General features: G+C 66.5%; 9 protein-coding genes and 1 pseudogene. 8 read left to right on the top strand and 2 right to left on the bottom strand.

Going from position 1 to position 19,146, the window contains the following annotated elements; all coding sequences use genetic code 11:
- The first annotated feature begins 69 nt into the window (after positions 1-69).
- The 5 genes from AC1Z4A_RS02755 to AC1Z4A_RS02735 all read left to right on the top strand — a co-directional run bounded on the left by AC1Z4A_RS02755 (position 70) and on the right by AC1Z4A_RS02735 (position 13,900).
- Complete coding sequence (locus tag AC1Z4A_RS02755; protein WP_483676212.1) at positions 70-567, top strand: BMP family ABC transporter substrate-binding protein; 498 nt, start codon at positions 70-72, stop codon at positions 565-567.
- A gap of 235 nt (positions 568-802) precedes the next feature.
- Positions 803-11,713, top strand: a complete 10,911-nt coding sequence (locus tag AC1Z4A_RS02750; RefSeq protein WP_483676211.1) for a LamG-like jellyroll fold domain-containing protein — start codon at positions 803-805, stop codon at positions 11,711-11,713.
- 2 nt (positions 11,714-11,715) lie between these two features.
- Entirely contained in the window at positions 11,716-12,150 is a 435-nt protein-coding gene (locus AC1Z4A_RS02745) for an Imm10 family immunity protein (RefSeq protein WP_483676210.1), read from the top strand.
- 533 nt (positions 12,151-12,683) lie between these two features.
- Positions 12,684-13,474 (top strand): IS5 family transposase gene (locus AC1Z4A_RS02740; RefSeq protein ID WP_483683484.1). Its coding sequence is split into 2 segments (ribosomal slippage): positions 12,684-13,014 and positions 13,014-13,474, totalling 792 coding nucleotides; the frame shifts between segments, so codons are not numbered across the junction.
- A 24-nt stretch (positions 13,475-13,498) separates the two neighbouring features.
- On the top strand, positions 13,499-13,900 hold the full coding sequence (locus AC1Z4A_RS02735) for a hypothetical protein (RefSeq protein ID WP_483676209.1): 402 nt from the start codon (positions 13,499-13,501) through the stop codon (positions 13,898-13,900).
- A 990-nt stretch (positions 13,901-14,890) separates the two neighbouring features.
- Here the strand turns inward: AC1Z4A_RS02735 and AC1Z4A_RS02730 are convergent.
- Entirely contained in the window at positions 14,891-16,141 is a 1,251-nt protein-coding gene (locus AC1Z4A_RS02730) for an MFS transporter (RefSeq protein ID WP_483676208.1), read from the bottom strand.
- A 353-nt stretch (positions 16,142-16,494) separates the two neighbouring features.
- Between AC1Z4A_RS02730 and AC1Z4A_RS02725 the strand changes: the two genes are divergently transcribed.
- Positions 16,495-16,929, top strand: a complete 435-nt coding sequence (locus tag AC1Z4A_RS02725; RefSeq protein ID WP_483676207.1) for a VOC family protein — start codon at positions 16,495-16,497, stop codon at positions 16,927-16,929.
- Positions 16,930-16,998: 69 nt separating this feature from the next.
- On the opposite strand, the pseudogene AC1Z4A_RS02720 reads toward AC1Z4A_RS02725, so the two are convergent.
- Positions 16,999-17,219, bottom strand: a pseudogene (locus AC1Z4A_RS02720) (IS5/IS1182 family transposase); the annotation flags it as partial.
- 184 nt (positions 17,220-17,403) lie between these two features.
- Between AC1Z4A_RS02720 and AC1Z4A_RS02715 the strand changes: the two are divergent.
- The gene (locus tag AC1Z4A_RS02715) at positions 17,404-18,156 is read left to right on the top strand and encodes a DUF6879 family protein (RefSeq protein ID WP_483676206.1); all 753 of its coding nucleotides are present in this window, start codon (positions 17,404-17,406) and stop codon (positions 18,154-18,156) included.
- A complete protein-coding gene (locus AC1Z4A_RS02710) occupies positions 18,153-18,995 on the top strand; it encodes a helix-turn-helix domain-containing protein (RefSeq protein WP_483676205.1) in 843 nt (280 codons plus the stop codon). The genes AC1Z4A_RS02715 and AC1Z4A_RS02710 overlap by 4 nt, the downstream gene beginning before the upstream one ends.
- Positions 18,996-19,146: the final 151 nt, after the last annotated feature.

Below are 19,146 nucleotides of genomic sequence, written 5' to 3'. Positions count from 1 at the left end.
GTGTGTCTATGCTCGCGCCGATCCACGACCGGGCGCCGTGCCCGGTCTTGCCGGGAGAGGAAATGCGCGATGCGTCGCAAGTCATGGGTGGCCGCCGGGGCCGGAGCAGTGGTGCTGGTGGGCGGGGTGATCGCGGCTGTCGTGCTGAGCGGCGACGACGAGGAGAGCGCGCCGCCGAGGGCCCGCCAGTACACCTCCCACAGCGCTTGCTTGCTGACCGACGATCACGGGGTGACGGGAAGCGAGGCCGCCCCGGTCTGGGCCGGGATGGAGGACGCCTCCATCGCCACCCGCGCCAAGGTGATGAACCTGCCGGTGTTCGGCCCCGACACCGTGGCGAACGCTGTTCCGTACGTGAACACGCTCGTCCAGCGGAACTGCGATGTCGTGGTCGCGGTCGGCAAGACGCCGACAGCTGCGACGGAAGAGGTTGCGGGGCGGACGCCCAAGGCCCGGTTCGTGGTCGTCGGAGACGGTGAAGCCGGTGGCAATGTGACGGTGATTCCGAAGTCGTCGGGGACTCGTTCGGCAGTGGCGCGGGTGGTGAAGGATGCGGTGAGTGAGTGAACAGTTTGTGTGGATTACTGTGTTGTCGCCGCATTTCCGCAGGTCGGCTTTAGTCTAGTCCAGATAAAGATTTCTTAAGGTCATGATCATGGCTCTGGTGTGAAACGACCCCTATGGGTGAAGGTCAGCTGTTTTGCAGTTGATCTTCAATGGAGTCGTTTTCATGCGTCCCCGTCCCCTCTGCCGCCCCGGCCGGTGGAGACATCGGTACCAACGTCTGCCACGCGCCGTGGCCATGCTCCTCCTGACAACCCTCGCCATGGCCCTGACCTGCGGTCAGGCCGCCGCGATGGGGGCGACGCTGGAGCCCCTGCCCACGCCCGGTCTCTCCGGGCTGACTTCCTGGTTCACCGGCCACAAGCCCCCGGACTGGGGGCACCTGCCGCGCCAGGCATCGGGCACCGCAGCAGGTCGGAGCCACAACGCCTCGGCGGGCTCGACCCGCGCCGGGCGCGGCGCCGGGCAGAAGTCGAAGCCGGGCAAGGGGGAGCTGCCGTCCTACGAGCCGTACGCCCGGAAGACGGCCAAGGGGCCGAGCGCGGGCGGGCTGGGCTTCAATGCCAAGACCAGCAAGCGCGACGCCTCGAAGTCGACGGCCACGTCGGACTACTTTCAGAACGCCGACGGCTCCTACACGCGGAAACTGGCTCCTGCGCCTGTCAATTTCCGCGACGGCGACGGCGACTGGCAGCACATCGACACAACGATGCGCACCGGCTCTGACGGACGCCTGCACCAAGGCGCGAACTCCACTGCCGTGGACTTCGCGCCGCAGGCCACGGACGCGGCACTCGCGAGGGTGGCCCCGGACAGCTCGCACGCGCTGTCGTACGGCCTGGAAGGCGCGGCCGCAGTCAAGCCGGAGGTGTCCGGCTCCACCGCGCGCTACCCCAACGTGCTTCCCGAGACCGACCTGACCTTGCACTCGGGGGCCATCGGGCTGAAGGAATCACTGATCCTCCACTCGGCCCGAGCAGGCAACGAGTGGACGTTCCCCCTGGACACTCAAGGGCTGCGACCCATTCTCGCGGAGGACGGATCCGTCAAGCTGCTGGACGCCTCGGGGAAGCCCTCGGTGGTGATTCCGGCAGCGTACGCCTTCGATGCGAAGACCGATCCCGTGTCGGGCGAGCACGGCACCACGCACGCGGTCAAATACCGGCTGGTGGAGTCGGGAGGGCGCACGTCGCTGAAAGTGACGCTGGACGCCTCGTGGCTGCACGCGCGCGAGCGGGTGTTTCCCGTGATCGTTGACCCGTCGGTGACCAACACACAAGCCATCACCACCTACGCGGAGTCCGGCGAGCCCGGCGACCACTCGATGGAGCAGACCATGAAGGTCGGCTCCTGGGACTCAGGCCCCCACTCCGCGGTCTCCTACCTCCAGTTCCCCAACCTGGGCCTGGACAACTCCCGGGTCACGGTCTCGGCGGCCGAGCTGACGCTCTACGCCATCTGGTCGTCCACCTGCACACCGGAGCGCTTCGACGTCGCGCCGGTCACCAAGGCGTGGACGCCCCAGCAGGTGGTCGGCTGGCCCGGACCTTCCTACGGCTCCTCGATCGGCAACCTGACGCCGAACGTGCCCTACAGCTGCACCAACCAGGGAGGCGATCCGGCCAGGAACGACCGTCTGACAGTGCCGCTGTCCACCGGGGTTTTCAACAACTGGGCCTCGGCCAGCGGACCTGCCAATGACTACGGTCTGGCGGTCTACGCCTCCACCTCCGACAACCTGCACTGGAAGCAGTTCGGGTCTGCCAACAACGCGGACACAGCGGTGTCCCTGATGCTCACCTACACCGGGGCCATGCTCCCTCAGGTGGTCTCCACGTCTCCGGCGAACAACGCCCCGGTCAACACCCTGACTCCGCAGCTCACTGCAGTCGGATCCTACGACACTCAGCTCAACACGACCCTGAAGTACAACTTCCAGGTCTACGACACCAACGGCAACAAACTCGCCGACTCCGGGCTCATCGGCAGCAACTACTACAACGTGCCGGTCGGCAAGCTGAAGTGGGGCCAGGCCTACTACTGGGAAGTGCAGTCGTTCGACGGCACGAACTATTCGGCCGGTCCGAACTGGCAGCTGATATCCACCCAGGTACCACAGCCCGCCGTGACTTCTGGGCTCTCCCAGAACACGGACGGCCATGGGTACAGCCCCGCGATCGGCAACTACACCACCTCGGCCACCGACGCGAACGTCTCGACCCCTGGACCGTCCCTGACGGTGACCCGCGACTACAACTCCCGTGACCCCCGGGTCACAGGAGCCTTCGGCGCCGGCTGGTCCAGCATCTTCGATTCCCGGGCCGCCGAGCAGTACGACGCCTCCGGCGCCGTGGCCGGCGTGCAGGTGACCTACCCCGACGGATCGGCCGTCGGCTACGGCAAGAACCCGGACGGCTCGTTCTCACCGCCGCAGGGACGTTTCGCCACCTTCAAGCCCATGAGCGGGGGTGGCTACTCCCTCACGGACAAGAGCGCCACCGTCTATGCCTTCACCCAGTCCCTGGGATCCGGCGCGTACGGCATCACCTCCATCACCGACGCCAACGGCCGTGCCGAGAACTTCACCTGGTCCTCCGGCCACATCACGGCCATGACCTCAGCAGTCTCCGGACGCGCCCTGTATCTCACCTGGTCCACCCCATCGGGGGCGAGCACCGCTCACGTCGCGACCGTCGCCACCGACCCCGCCACCGCGGGCCAGCCAGCGACCGCGGCGACCTGGACGTACTCCTACAACGGCGATCAGCTGACCCAGGTGTGCTCGCCGGTCGACACCACGGGCTGCGCCCGTTACGGCTACGCCTCGGGGTCCCAGCACCACAACCAGGTGCTCGACCAGGGCCCGAGTTCCTACTGGCCGCTCGCCGAGAGCTCCGGAAGCACGGCCGCCAGCGCCGTGCTCGCCCGCGCCGGAGCGGACAATGCCACCTACAGCAACGTGACCCTCGGCCAGCCCGGACCGCTGGCGGGCAGCAGCGCGACAGCCGCCGACTTCAATGGTTCCTCCTCGTACGTGAAGCTGCCGAACCTGGGACTGGGGTCCAGCTCGGCACAGTCGATCTCTCTGTGGTTCAAGACATCGACCACTGCGGCCGGTGTGCTCTTCTCGGCGTCCGACCGGCCGGTAAAGGCCACCACGACCAAGGACGACGCGCTGCCCGCGCTCTACATAGGCAGCGACGGCAAGCTCAACGGCTTGTACTGGTACGGCACGGAGAATCCTGCTCCGATCAGCACCACAGGCTCGGTAGCCGACGGCAAATGGCACCACGTCGTGCTCGCAGGGTCGTGGACGGCGCAGAAGATGTGGGTGGACGGGAACCAGGTCGGTACCGCCCCCGGTTCGGGAGCGGTCGGCCTGGGCGGCACCATTCCCTGGCTGTACAGCCAGGTGTATCTCGGAACCGGCTATCTCGGTAACAACTGGCCCGACCAGCCCCACCCCAATTCGCAGACGCTCTACGCCAGCTACTTCAAGGGGGCGATCTCCAACGTCGCCTTCTACGACAAGCCGCTCGCGCAGGGCAATGTGTCGGACCTCTACCAGGCCGGCGCCAAACCCGCCAGCCTCCTCAGCTCCGTCACCCGTCCCTCCGGCAAGTCCTACGCATCGGTCGGCTACGACCCCATCACCACTGCGGTCACCCGCCTGACCGATTCCAACGGCGGCAACTGGAACATGGCCGCCCCCGCCGTGTCGGGCTCCAGCCAGGTCTACCGCTCCGCCGTGCTCGGCTCCGGACCGGCCGCCTACTACCGCCTCGGCGACTCGGCGGGCGTGGCCCAGGCAGTCAACGAGGTGAACTCCGGGACGGCGACGTACGCCAACGTCACGCTCGGCACCGAGGGCCCCTTCACCGACACGACCGGGGCGGCATTCAACGGGTCTTCCTCGCTCGTCCAGCTGCCGGCGAGCCAGCAGGTGCAGACCGGTCCGAACTCGGTGGAGATGTGGTTCAAGACCTCACCCGGCGACGCATCGGGTGGCGTGCTCTTCGGTCAGGCGGGCTCGGCCGTGAACGGGCCGACTCCGACCGCCACGGACTGGACGCCCTCCCTGTACGTCGGCACCGACGGCAAGCTGCACGGCAAGTTCTGGGACACCAATGGCGCCTCGGGTGGCATGGTCTCCCCGGCGCCGGTGAACGACGGCAAGTGGCACCACACCCTGCTCACCGGTTCCGGCAGCGGTCAGCACCTGTACGTGGACGGTGTGCAGGCCGGCTCCACCACGGCAGCGCTGCGGGGTTCGGCCGCGGGCTACAACTACATCGGTGCCGGTGAGTCCACTGGCTGGCCCGCCCGTCCTGCCAATGCCCTCGGCTACTTCTCCGGCTCCATCGCTGAAGTCGCCTTCCACCGGACCGAGCTGTCCGGCCAGGACGCCGCCGCACACTGGTCGGCCGGCCGGAACTCCAACGGGCTGTCCCCGCTGAAGACCGTCAAGGTCACCGACCCCGGCGGCAAGGCCATCAGCTACCAGTACGACATCTGGAACGGCAACCGCGAGGTCGCCCAGATCGACGGCCGCGGCTACCAGACCACCTACGGCTACGACACGGGTGGCTTCCTGCACACGGTCACCGATCCGAACGGCAACGTCGTCACCACAGGACACGACGTACGCGGCAACGAGGTCAGCAAGACCACTTGCCAGAACCAGGCGGCCCAGGCCTGCTCGACCACGTACACCAGCTACCTTCCCGACGACACCAGTGCCCAGCTGACCCCCAACCCGCAGAACGACCTGCCGGCCGCTGTGCGCGACGGCCGTTCGTCCTCGGCGACCGACAACACCTACCTGACCTCTTTCTCCTACGACGCGGCGGGGAACCGCACCGGCGTGACCACCCCGGCCGTCCCGGGCTTCTCCAACGGGCGCACCACCGCGATCGCCTACACCGACGGAACCTCGATCGCGGCCGCCGACGGCGGCTACGCGCCCAAGGGATTGCCGTACAGAACAGTCTCTCCGGGAGGAGCGACCACGACGATCACCTATTTCAAGAACGGTGACGTCGCCTCCACCACTGACCCCAACGGGCTGGTCACCAGCTTCACCTACGACAACCTCGGCCGGACGCTGGCCAAGAAGGTCGTCTCCGACACCTTCCCCAACGGCCTCGTCACCCAGTACCGCTACGACGCCGAGTCGCAGGTCGTCCAGCAGACCGATCCCGCCGTGACCAACCGGGTCACCGGTGCCGTCCACCAGGCGCAGACCAGCACGGTCTACGACGCCGACGGCCTCGTCACCTCGCAGACGGTCGCAGACCTCTCCGGCGGCGACGCCCCCCGGACCGTCACCTCCACGTACAACCAGTACAACCAACTGGAGACGAACACCGACGCCACGAAGGCCACCACGGCCCTCACCTACGACGCCTACGGGAACAAGGCCACCGAGCGCGACGCGCTCGGCAACACCACCGCCTACACCTACGATGCCAACGGCCACCTGCTGACACAGACCCTCAAGGGATACACAGGCGATCCGGCAAGCCCCTCCGCCGCAAAGGATCTCGTGCAGTCCTCACGGGCCTACGACCCGGCCGGGCGGCTGCAGTCCATCACCGACGCGATGGGCAACACCACCTCGTACACCTACACCGACAACGGCCTCACCGCGTCGATCACCCGCGCCGACCCGACGGGCAAGAACACGTTCGTCCAGCAGGCCAACACCTACGACGCGGCCGGGAACCTGATCCAGCAGGCCACCAACAACGGTGCGACGGTGACCAAGTCCACCGTGGACGCCGCTGACCGCGTGACCGCCACCACCATCGACCCCACGGGCGTCAACCGCACCACCACGGTGTCGTACACCCCCGACGACCGGGTCGCCACCAGCACCCTCAGCGACGGCAGCGGCACGACGCACGCCACCAGCTCGACCTACGACGCCATGGGCAACCTCACCAGCCGTTCCGTACGGCAGGACGGCGTCGGGCACCCGACCGGGTGGTGGCCGCTGAACCAGACGTCCGGCAGCACGGTCACCGATGCCTCCGGCACCGGGAACACCGCTTCCGCGACGGCCGTGACCTGGAACGACGGGGCAGCCTCGCTCAACGGCACGAGCAGCGTGATCGCCACCAACGGTCCCGTGCTCAACACGGCGTCGTCGTACACCGTCTCCGCCTGGGCCAAGCTCAACAGCCAGGCCGCCTCCGACCAGACCTTCGTCGGCCAGGGCGGCGCCAACCACCAGGCGCTCTACCTCGGCTACAGCGCAGCCACCAAGGCATGGGCCTTCGCCACGAGCACGAACGACGGATCCGGCACCGCCTATCCGGCGGTGTTCTCACCCGCGGGCAGCGCTGCCGCAGGCACCTGGACGCACCTGGCCGCGACCTTCGACTCGAGCACGGGCGCGATGAAGCTCTACGTCAACGGCCAGCCCGTCGGCACGGCGACGAACTCCACTCCCTGGAACGCCCCCGGCCAGACGACCTTCGGTGCGGTGCGCACCATCGGCGGTGCCCTCTACAACCAGGTCAACGGCGCCATCGACAACGTCCAGACCTACCCCCGCCCCCTGTCGGCGGACGAGGTCTCCCGCCTCTACGGTGCCGACCGCAGCGGTGGCACCACGGCCTCCAGCGACCAGGCGACGACCACCTGGAAGCTCGACAAGCGCGGCCTGCCGCTGAGCATGACCGACCCGGACAACAACGTCACCAACTACGCCCACGACGAGGCCGGGCACCCGACGGTCACCAGCGCTCCGGCGGTCAACGCCGAGACGAACGGTGGTGCCCCCACTCTGGTGCACCCCACGACCACCGTCGGCTACAACACCTTCGGTGAGGAGACCGAGGCACAGGACCCGAACGGCAACACCGTCACCACGACGTTCGACGCGGCGGGCCGCAAGACGGGGCAGGTCCTGCCCGACTACACCCCGCCCGGGACGTCCACTCCCATCACGGGAGCCACTACCAGCTGGACCTACGACGCGATGGGCAACGTCACCCAGGTCACGGATCCGCTGAAGCACACCACTCTGTACGCGTACGACCAGCTTGGCGATACCACTCAGGTGACCGATGCCAACCGGGGCGTCACGCAATCGGTCTACGACGCCAACGGTGAGGCAATCTCTGCCACTTCGCCGTCCGGAGTCCGGACCCAGGCCACGTACGACTTCATGGGCCGCAAGCTGACCTCGACCGTGCTCGACCGCTTCCCGAGCCCCACGACGTCCACGACCACCTACGCGTACGCGGCATCCGCGGCCAACCCCGGCGGCGCGTTCCTCGCCTCCGCCACCACCCAGAACGGAGTGACCACCAGCTACGGCTACAACCGCGTTGGCGAGACCATCCAGGTCACCGACGGCGCGGGCAACACCACCCAGACCACATACGACCTGGAGGGTCGCAAGACCGCGGTCGGGCTGCCCGACGGCACGTGGAACACCGTCTCCTACGACCACCTCGGCAACCCCGTCCAGGCCCAGTCCCTGGACACCGACCGGAAGACCGTGCTGTCGACGCGATCGGCGACATACAGCGCGGCGGGTCACCTGATGTCGTCCACGGACGCCAATCAGCACACCACCACGTACACGCGTGACGCGCTCGGTCAGGTGACCGGTGAGGTGCAGCCGGTCGATGCCGGCCACTCGATCACGACCAGCTTCGGGTACGACCCGGCCGGACACCGGACGCGCTTCACGGACGGCCGCGGCAACGCCAGGTACTACACCTTCAACACCTGGAACCTGCCCGAGTCGGCCACCGAGCCCTCGGTGACCACGTCGACATACAGCTACACCACTGCCGCCGACTCCACCTTCACCACGTCCTACGACGCGGCGGGACGTGCGGTGACCCAGACCGCCCCGGGCGGAGTCAAGGTCACGTCCGACTACGACGCCCTCGGCAACCTGACGTCCCAGTCGGGCACCGGAGCCGACGTCGCCACGGCGACCCGCAGCTTCAGCTACGACGCGGACAACCGCATGCTGACGGCGGCCACGAGCGCCGTGGGGAGCACGGTCCCGGCGACGTCCAACACGTTCACCTACAACGACCGGGGGATGCTTCTCACCACCGCGGGTTCGGCCGGCACCAGCTCGTGCGGTTACAACGGCGACGGGCTGATGACCAGCCGCACGGACGCGGCGGGCACGGCGACGTACGGCTATGACAATGCGGGCCGTCTCTCGTCCCTCAACGACCCGGCTACCGGCGCACAACTCACCTACACCTACAACGCGCTCTCCCAGCGGGCCGGCATCCAGTACGGCAAGGACGGGAACACCCGTACCTTCACCTACGACCACCTGCACCGCCTGACCGGCGACACCCTCAAGACCGCCGCGGGCGCCACCGTCGCCTCCATCGGCTACGGCTACGACGCCAACGGCAACCAGACCAGCAAGACGACCACGGGCCTCGCGGGCCCCGCCAACAACACCTACACCTACGACTGGGCCAACCGCCTCACCTCCTGGAACAACGGCAGCACGTCGACGGCGTACGCTTACGACGACTCCGGCAACCGGATCCGGGTCGGCTCCAACGTCTACACGTACGACGCCAGGGACCAGCTCACCGGCGACGGCATCAACACCTACCGGTACAGCGCGCGCGGCACGCTGATGACGCAGTCATCAGCCTCGGCGACTGTCTCCTTCGCCTCCGACGCCTTCGACCAGCAGGTCGGCCAGGACAAGCAGACGTACGTCATGGATGCCCTGGGCCGAGTCGTCACGGCCACGGGTGCCGGTGGCACCGGCACCCAGGTGTCCTTCTCGTACAGCGGTACGGGCAACACCGTGGCCTCGGACGGCGGCAACACATACACCCGGGATCCCGACGGCGGCTTGATCGGCATCGGCACGCCGGGTGCAGCAATGGGCGCGGGGACGCTCGCGCTGACCGATCAGCACGACGACGTGATCGGCAACTTCTCCGCCACGGGCTCGGCGATGGCCGCCTCCACGGCCTACGACCCGCTGGGCAATGTCATCGGAACCGGCGGCGCCTCCGCGGGCAGGCTCGGCTACCAGTCCGGCTGGACGGACAACACCACGGGCAAGGTCAACATGGCCGCCCGCTGGTACAACCCGGCCACGGGCCAGTTCATGAACCGGGACACCATGTCCTTCGACCCGGTGCCGAACTCGGTCACGGCCAACCCGTTCGCGTATGTCGACGACAACCCGCTGAAGGGAACGGACCCGTCCGGCCACGGCTGGTGGGGCAACTTGAAGCGGTCGGTCTCGCACGCCTGGCACAGCGCGACCTCGTGGGTCTCGAACACCTGGGACAGGGCTACGTCGTGGGTGTCGCACACCTGGGACTCCGTCTCCAACTGGGCCTCCGACACCTACCACCGCGCCGCCTCGTACCTCTCGCACGAGTTCGACGCCGCCATGGATCGTCTGGACCGGGAGATAGCCCGCCTGGACCGGGAGATCGCGCGGCTCAACCGACAGATCCATGACAGCTACCGAAGAGCCAGACATGTAGTCAGTCACGCCTACCACGCGACCAAGCATGTGGTCAGCCACGCCTATCACCAGACGGTCCAGGTGGTAACCACCGCCTATCACGCGACGGCCAAGGCCGTCCGCACCACCACGACCTTCTTCAAGAACCACGCTGCTGCCATCGCCTCCTTCGCCGTCTCGGTCGCCGTCTTCGCCGGATGCGAGGTCGCGGTCGGCGCTCCCACCGGTGGTGTGGGCGCCGTGGCCGGCGCGGCAGGCTGCGGAGCACTCGCCGGAGCGGTCGGCGGCGCCATGAACCAGGGCGCCAAGTGCATGTCCGGCCAGCACGGCGGCTGCTCGGTGAGCGCCTTCGCGGGCTCCACCGTCATGGGGGCCGTCGGCGGAGCCATCGGTGGCGCACTGGGCGGTGCGCTCGGCGGCAAGCTCGCCGAGTCCGCGCTGGGCAGTGCCCTGCCGAAGGTGGTCACCAACGTACTGGAGGGCGCGACGATCGGAGGGATGTCCGGCGGGGCGACCGGTGCCGCCGACTACGGGATCAACTGCTCCCGGAGTGGGGCGGGGTGCTCGTGGTCCGGGGCTGCCGATGCGACAGCCAGTGGTGCCGCGGAAGGCGCGGTCGGTGGAGTGGTCGGTGGTGTGCTCGGCGGAGCTGTGTCCGCGGTGGCCGCGCGTGTGAAGGGGCGCATCGGCGGGGGCCGAAGTGCCGAAGAAGCGCCGGGCACCGGGTGTGAAAAGGGGCCACACAGCTTCACCGGCTCGACCCGAGTGGCCATGGCGGATGGCTCTACCCGGCCGATCGACCAGATCAAGGCCGGGGACGAGATCAAGAACGCGGTACCCGGCAAGCCCGGCGTCACCGAGACCCACAAGGTCGACAAGGTCATCGTCACCACCACTGACCACGACTTCGTGGACGTGACGGTCGCTCCCACGACCAAGACCGGCGGCCTCAAGAACCGCGTCCTGAAGAAGGCCGCTGTCGGCCTGGCCGCTACGGCTGCGGCGCTCACGGCCCTGAGCCCGACGCCCGCATCCGCATCCGCATCCGCGACGACGATCACGACCACCTACCACCACCCGTTCTACGACCGGACCCAGTCCGCCTTCGTCGAGGCGAAGGACCTCCATGAGGGCGACCTCTTGGAAACCGACACCGGCAGTGTGGAGGTCGCGGGGGTTCGCCTGTACCACGGGGACGGGGTTACGTATGACCTCACGGTTGATGGGCTGCATACGTACTACGTGCTGGCGGGCGGGACGCCGGTCCTGGTTCACAACACTGGCGGCAAAGGCCATCTGTGCGATATCACCGTGACAGCCCCTGACGGAAGCACGCGTGTAGACGTCAAGCTTGAGAGCGGTGATATGACTCCGGAGGAGGCTACTCTCGGCTATCCCAATGATGTCGCTTTCACACACACAGAGCATCGGTTCTCACGCATGGCAGGTGCCTCCACTGGGCCGAAGGTTTCACTTCCGAATGATCCGTTCGCTGGCAAGTACCCGTTGAGTCCTGATGATGTGGTTACGATGCGAGGCCAGCTCCCACCTTGCTCAAGGTGCAAGGGCGCGATGAACCGTATGGTCAGGGAGTTGGGAGTGTCGGTTACGTATGAATGGGATGGAGCGAAGGGCGCCGGAACATGGAATGCGAGGGGCTAACGATGAGGCTGACTGCCACAGAGGTCGGATTCTTTGAGGATTATGAGGATGAGGAGGCGCTTGAGGTAGGCATCATCGGGATCGATGATGCCGGCGTTCAGAGATCATTCTCAATCCAGCGATCCACCTATGAGCCAGACGAACAGGAAGTTCAGTCTGGGATGGATTCCTATAACATCTCGACTGAGCAAGGTTTCACGGCTTACGGCTGTCTGCGGCGGGTGCAGCTTATCGGCTCGCTACTGACTTTGGAGTTCGCGGCTGAGGATGCCGAGATTCTTGAAATCTCGACTCCCGTGGAGGTGGACCTGTGTGAATCGGGAGTAGATAATGTGAATCTATCCGGGAAGCTTAGTGAGATCTTGGATTGGGGATCTCGCGAGAGGCGGCCAGAATTGATTGGATTGAACATCTCCGATCTACCCTCTGGCGAGTGAGTCCCTTACTAGTGACTCACGCTGGTCGTTCGACTCAGTGAATCTGGAGCCCCTGCCGAAGGTTATTCGGAAGGGGCTCCAGATGTTTTGACGGCAACGTCAGCAGACGGCGGCCCAGGGTGTGGTACTTCGTCGCGGGTCGGGTCGCTCGGTCTGTCCTTAGCAATGGCGCCCACGTGCCGTTGTGCCGCCCCGTGAGGTCCATGACCCAGAGGTTCCGACGCCGTGGCGCTCCGCCTGCCATTCACCTGTGGGTCATACCCATGTGTAGTTATCGTCCGTGACGGCAGGTAGGGCTGCGTTGGGCACGATGGCCTGGCGAAGGACCTTTGGGATCTGAGGGAGATCGGCGCACAGGCCCATGGGGATCCTGCGTACTTCAACCCCCAGATCGCGGGCATCGTGCAATATTGCAGAACTAATTACCCAAACCTTCTTTAGAACTCGTAACACGATCTTGTTGAGTGCGGCTGGTCAGCCGTGACGCATGCGGTGTTTCGGCTGTTCGTGAGGGTGTGAGCAAGCGGCCGTGGATCGTGGACGACGAACTGTGGGAACTTATCGAGCCGTTGCTGCCGCCGTGGCCCGAGCGGGCACCGGGGCCGCGGCCGGTGCCTGACAGGCTGTGCCTGCAAAGCATCCTGTTCGTGCTGTACCAGGACATCAGCTGGCAACTGCTGCCACTGGAACTCGGGTTCGGCTCCGGCCAGACCTGCTGGCGGCGGCTCGGCCGGTGGCACGAGGTCGGCGTCTTCGACCGGCTGCACCGTCTCCTCCTCGCGAGACTGCACGCGGCGGACGAGATCGACTGGTCCCGGGCCTGCGTGGACGCCTCTCACATCCGGGCGAAAAAGGGGGAGCCGGGACCGGCCCGTCGCCGGTCGACCGGGGGAAGACGGGCAGTAAACACCACCTGATCTGTGACGGAAAGGGAACCCCGTTCAAGGTCATCACCACCGGGGCCAACGTCAACGACGTCACCCAGACCCTCGCACTCGTCGACGGCATCCCTCCCGTCGCGGGACGGCCCGGACGTCCGCGCAGGCGCCCCGACGCGCTGCTCGGTGACAAGGGCTACGACAGCAACCCCAACCGCCGGGAACTGCGCAAGCGCCGCATCCTCCCGGTCATCTCCCGCAAGGGTGCACCAAACATCGAGGGCCTGGGCAAGCTCCGCTACGTCGTCGAGCAGACCTTCTCGCTCCTGCACCAGTTCAAGCGCCTGGCCGTCCGCTGGGAACGACGCCTCGAACTCCACGACGCACTCGTCTCCCTGGCCTGCGGCCTCATCTGCTGGAGACGTCTCAACAACCTCAAACCATGATCGTGTTACGAGGTCTAAGGGGGATTGGGCAGCAGCAATACGGCGATCCCGCCTACTTCAATTCTGGGATTCAAGACCTCCTTGCCTTCTATCGAAGGACTGGCCAGCTCTAGCGGAAGGGCGAAAAAGATGATTCGTCAAGCAGTTGTAGACTTTGTGGAGAGTGGGCCGCTCCCTGCGGAGGGTGATGCCACCAAGGAGGGCATGGAAAAGCTTGAGAACCTGCTCAAGGCTATCGTTGAGCCGGTGTCAGACGAGGAAGCACAGGCGCTCCTGGGCACCTTCGGGCCAGACGGATGTTTTGGGCTGGCATGGTTCGTGCTGCATCTGATTGAAAGCGCCCCAAGCGCGCTGAGCGCCGAGTACTCCCAGAAATCTGAGAACCAGTGGGTCAGGCTACTGGAAGAGCGTCGGGGGAGCGATTGATTCCAGTCGATCTATTCGCGCCTGGCATCAATTTGCCGGGGCTGGACTGATCGGGCTGGTTTCGTGGAAAAGTTTACTGATCCGAAACTATCAACCCGCCGCTTCGCTGGGTTGATTGCGTGAAACAGGGAGCCTCGACAGAAGTGATTCTGTCGGGGCTCCCTGCTGCCTGACGGCAGTAGTTGACGGCAACGTCAACGGACGGGGGCTGCACAAAGCGGCGGATCCTCGTCGCTGTCGGGTCCGGTCGACGTCTCGGGCCGGGTTTGGAGCGTGTGGCCGAGGAGGCATGTACCGGGCCGCGCTCACGTAGCTGCTCGGCAGGCATGTTGAGACCGGGGGGGGGGGGGGGGGGCGGGAGTGGCTTGCAGGTTGTCTCAGTTGGTGACGCACCGGTAGCAAATCAGAGTGGCGAGGCTCTCACGAGCTGATGTTCAACTTCGCCGAGCAGGCCGCCACCTCCGCCCCATGGGGAAGCCTGCTCCCTGCGCTACGTCTGGACGCCATATTCGAGCAGCAGATTGCCGACAACAGCTTCGAGGTATATAGGCAGCCGTATGTTACGGCTTCCGTGGACGCCACTCTGTACGCGGTGACCCAAGTGCCTGCCGGACACCACCATCTTCCTTTGGTCCGGCATCTGCTGGCCATGCTTTGTTCAGGACGGATCGATACGCGGAAGCGGTCGAGCAGTTCTACGCGATTGGCGGGTATGTCGGCAGCGTGCCGTGGAGCTACTCAGCCGATCCCGTCAAGGCATTCGTTAACGCGGACTCACAGCTTCATCAGGTGGGACAAAGCGGGGCGGCCTACGGCGCGGCCGATCTAGGAACGGCAGGACGCTCCTCGACCGGCGAGCACCCGTCTTTCGCTGCGCGGAATTGGCCATTCGTGCGGCGAAGCTAGCCAGGGTGGGGAGGGGGCAACACCCCTTCGTGGCCGGGGTCGTCGTCAGCAGGGCGTCGGTTTCTGAGAGGGCCTTCTGCGGCGCTACGCCCGAGTGAGGCTTTGAGAGACGACCGTCTTCTCCGCGGTATCAGGGCGGTTGCGTTCGGCCCACCGTACCGCCGGGCCCATTGCGTAACCGGCGCCGAGGAACAGCCCCCCGAGCAGCAGCCATCCCGGTACGCCCCAGGTCACCAGCAACGCGGTGACCAGCATCGGTCCGAGCGTGCGTGCCACGGCGACGCCGGTTCCGAAGAAGCCCTGGTACTGGCCTATTTGGTGGGGCGGAGCCAGGTCGAAGCCGATTTGCCAGGAGCCTGCCGACTGCTTCATCTCGCCGATGACCTGGAGTGTCGCGGCGATGACCAGGATCGCCGCGCCCGCCCATACGGGGAGGCAGGCGGCCGATACGGCGAAGACGGCGCACGAGGCGAGCAGGAGAATGCCCGCGTGGCGGACGGCGCGTGAGGCAGAAGGCAGATCCGTGACCGCGCGTGCGGAACGTACCTGGAAGAGCATCACCGCAAGGGTGTTGAGGACGAACAGCGCCGATGCCAGCCAGGTCAGTGCGGGAAGCCGGGCGGCGATCCACAGCGGGATGGCGAGGCTGAGCAGCGGCAGCCGCAGCAGCAGGACCGTATTGACGAGCGTGACGACGGCGTACGGCCGGTCGCGCAGCACGCCGAGCCGGGGCTCGTCGTCCGTACGTCGGTGCGTTGCCGGTACGGCGGGTAGCCGCAGCAGGATCAGGGCGCCGGCCAGGAAGCTGAGCGCGTCGAGGGCGAAGACGGTGAGGAACGCTGTGCGGCTCCCGTCGCTCAGGGCCAGCCCTCCCAGCGCCGCGCCCACGGCCAGACCCGCGTTGAGGGTCGACTGCATGTGGGCGAGGACGTTGGTGCGCTCGCCCGGAGCGACCAGCCTCGCGAGCAGTGCCTGGCGGACCGCTGCGAGTCCTGACTGGGCGGTTGCGTACAGGCAGGCCACGGCCACAAACGGCACGAACGAGCCGATGGCGAGGAAGAGCGCGACGATCATCGCGGTGGCCAGGGCGAGCAGTACCGCCATGGTGCGCGGTCCGCGCCGGTCGGCGAGATGTCCCAGGGGGACTCCGGCCAGGGAGCCGACGGCCCAGGCGATGGTCAGACCGAGACCGAGCCGAGCAGGCGACAGGCCGACGACCTGGGTGAAGTACAGCGCCGAGCAGGTGTAGTACATGCCGTCGCCGATGGAGTTGCTCAACTGGGCAGCGGCGAGAGTGCGGGGCGCCCCTGCGGGCGGCATGAACCGGTTCGACACAGAACTCCCTGGAATCGAGCCGCCCGGGAGCCGCTCACCGTCACTGACCGGGAAACGTTAAGCGCCGGATGTCCCAGCAGTCCGGGCCAATCACGGGGCATGTCAGTGGGCCATTTCGGCGTGCTCGATCCTGTCACCGGGCAGGGTCAGCCTGTCAGTCCTCGGTAGGCGGCTTGGAGGAGCTTCTGCCCGCGTGGGTCGGCGAGGCCGAGGTAGGTCGGTCGCGTCGTTCTCGCGGACTGTCTGGATTGGTCACTTGGTGTCCAGGGTGACCCAGCGCGCGACGGGTGGCGGGCGGATCCGTCTGGGGGAATGAGCGGCGGGGTCCCCCTGGTACGCGGTACGGTGCGCCGATGCCAGCGATCAAGAAGTTCCAAGTCACCTTTGACTGCGCAGAACCTGAGCGCCTCGCTCGCTTCTGGTGCGAAGTGTTGGGGTACGTCATACCGCCGCCACCGGAGGGGTACGCCACCTGGGACGATTTCAACCGCACCCTGCCTCCTGAGAAGCAGGGATCCTGGTTCGCCTGCAGTGATCCCTCAGGCGTGGGCCCGCGCCTGTACTTCCAGCGCGTCCCTGAAGGCAAGGTTGCCAAGAATCGGGTGCATCTCGACGTCCGGGTCGGCACCGGGCTCGTGGGGGACGAGCGCCTCGCCACGCTCGAAGCCGAGTGCGCACGACTGGTCGCGCTCGGCGCCACCCATGTGCAAACGCTGTATGCCGATGAGGAAAACGAGTCGTGCATCCCCATGCTGGACATCGAGGGCAACGAATTCTGTATCGACTGAGCATTCTCCGAGCCGGGGAGGCGGGGATCCGCCTCCCCTGGGCCTCTCTGGTCTCGTATGGGGCGGGAGTCACCCCGTGAGGGCGAGGTTGTGCAGCTGGGCGATGCCGAGCATGGCGGTGTGAACGTCGTCGCCTTTCAGACGGCAGTCACGAAGGATCTCCCATTGCCCGTGGCCGATCGGCCGACGGCGACGACGAGTCGGGTATCGGCGTCGATGACGACCTGGTGGTTGGTCGAGTTCCGGTAGCTCTTCGAGTGCTCGGCAACCGTATGATCCCGCGTGGGCACTGGTGAACGGGCGCGAAGGCCGGACCCGAACCGCTGGTAGGCACCGGAATGACGCACAGTGACGAGCCCACCACCTCCGTGCTGCGCGCGTACGGCCCGCGCGAATAATCGAGAATCACGACGGACAGAACCTCCTCGGCAGCCCCATCCTGGTCGGGATCTGTCCGGCGAGAGGGGAACGACGATGGCTCGGCGACTTCGCTTCATCGGCACCAACTCCGGCAATGACGGCTGCCCGACGTTGTATGAAGACCTGGACACGGGGGAGGTCTTGGTGCAGGGCAATGCGGTGACCGACCCAGACGACATCGCTCAACTCCGTAACGTGGAGAACGGGGAGGGGTTCGTCGTGGTGCCGCGTGTGCTGCTGGCGGACTTTGCTCCGAGGGAGGTCGACCGGATGCCCGTGATGATCGGCTTCGAAGAGTTCGGAGGGATGTTCCGGACATTCGAGCACACCGCCTGGCGCCTGGAGACACGTCGCCGGTACCAGTCGGACGAGGAGACGGAGACGTACCACCGGTTCGCCCGGGGCGAGGACCCGGGGTGGGACCTGGACGACCCGTGGTGTGTCTCCCGTCGCGAACAGTCCGCACTGGGCAAGCGGTTCGAGCGCGTCCGTGTCGTGGATAACCCGCCGACCCTGGGGCAGCGGTACCTGCTCGACAATGCCCGGCGGAACAGTGCCGTGGGCGAGGACATCCGGAACCTGTGGAGGACCGACGCGGAGCGGCTGAAGCTCCCGGACGAGGACTTCTGGATCTTCGATTCGCGCGTCATCGCGCGGCTTCACTTCGACGACGCCGACCGGATGACCGGCGTCGAACTCGTCACGGACCCCGTGGAGGTCGCGCGCGCCTGCCAGGTCCGCGATGCGGCATGGCACCACGCCGTTCCCTACGACGAGTTCAGGGACCAGGTGCCTTCCCCCGAGTGACCACAGACTTTCAGCAAGCCAGAGCCGCACTCGGTGCGCGGCTCCGCGAGTTGCGCACCGAGCGGGGACTTACGGGCAGGGAGCTGGCGGACAAGCTGGGGTGGACTCAGTCCAAGGTCAGCAAGCTGGAAACCGGACGCCAGACCGCGACGGCTGACGACCTCGTGGCGTGGGCGCGGGGCACCGGGCGCCCCGAAGTGGCCGAGGAGCTGACCGTCCGACTCCGGAGCCTGGAATCCCGGTCCCGCTCCTGGCGGCGACAGCTCGCCGCCGGACACAAGCCCGTCCAGGACGCGCTTACAGCCGAATACGAACGCTCCACGTCCTTCCGCGTCTGGCAGAGCGCCATGGTCGCCGGCATGTTCCAGACAGCGGAGTACGCCCGCCACGTGATCTCGCGGTACCGGGACCTGCACCAGTCGGCCCGGGATACGGAGGAAGCCGTCCGGGCCCGCGTGAAGCGCCAGGAGATGCTGTACGAGCCGGGTAGGACGTTCCACATCGTGATGTGGGAGGCCGCGTTGCACTCCCTGGTCTGCCCGCCCCCAGTACTGGCCGCGCAACTCGATCGTTTGAGTGGCGTACTCGGACTCGACACCGTGTCTCTGGGCATCATCCCGTTCGGCGCCCCGCTCAAGCTCCCACCGGCCAACGGGTTCTGGATCTATGACGAACGCCTGGTCATCGCGGAGGACTGGCACGCGGAACTGTGGCTCGACGACGCGGAGAGCGTCGGCCTGTATCTCAAGGTGTGGCAAAAATTCGCCGACTCGGCCGTCTACGGTGCCGACGCTCATCGCGTGATCACCCGGGCCAGGCGGGCGCTGGACACCGTTTGAGAATCACGCAGAAGTCCTTTCTGCACCGGGCGAATATTCGCGAATCAGGGATTCCGAGCGGGCTTCCCGTCCCTAGCGTGTCGGCATGGCAAGCAGCAGAGAGCCAAAGCCGGACGGAGCCCCGCTGATGACTCTGCAGGTCAGCCGCGAC

The sequence above is a fragment of the Streptomyces sp. 17_S59 genome (assembly GCF_056930295.1).
Note: the sequence above shows the minus strand (reverse complement) of the source record. Positions and strands in the feature narration are given on the sequence as shown.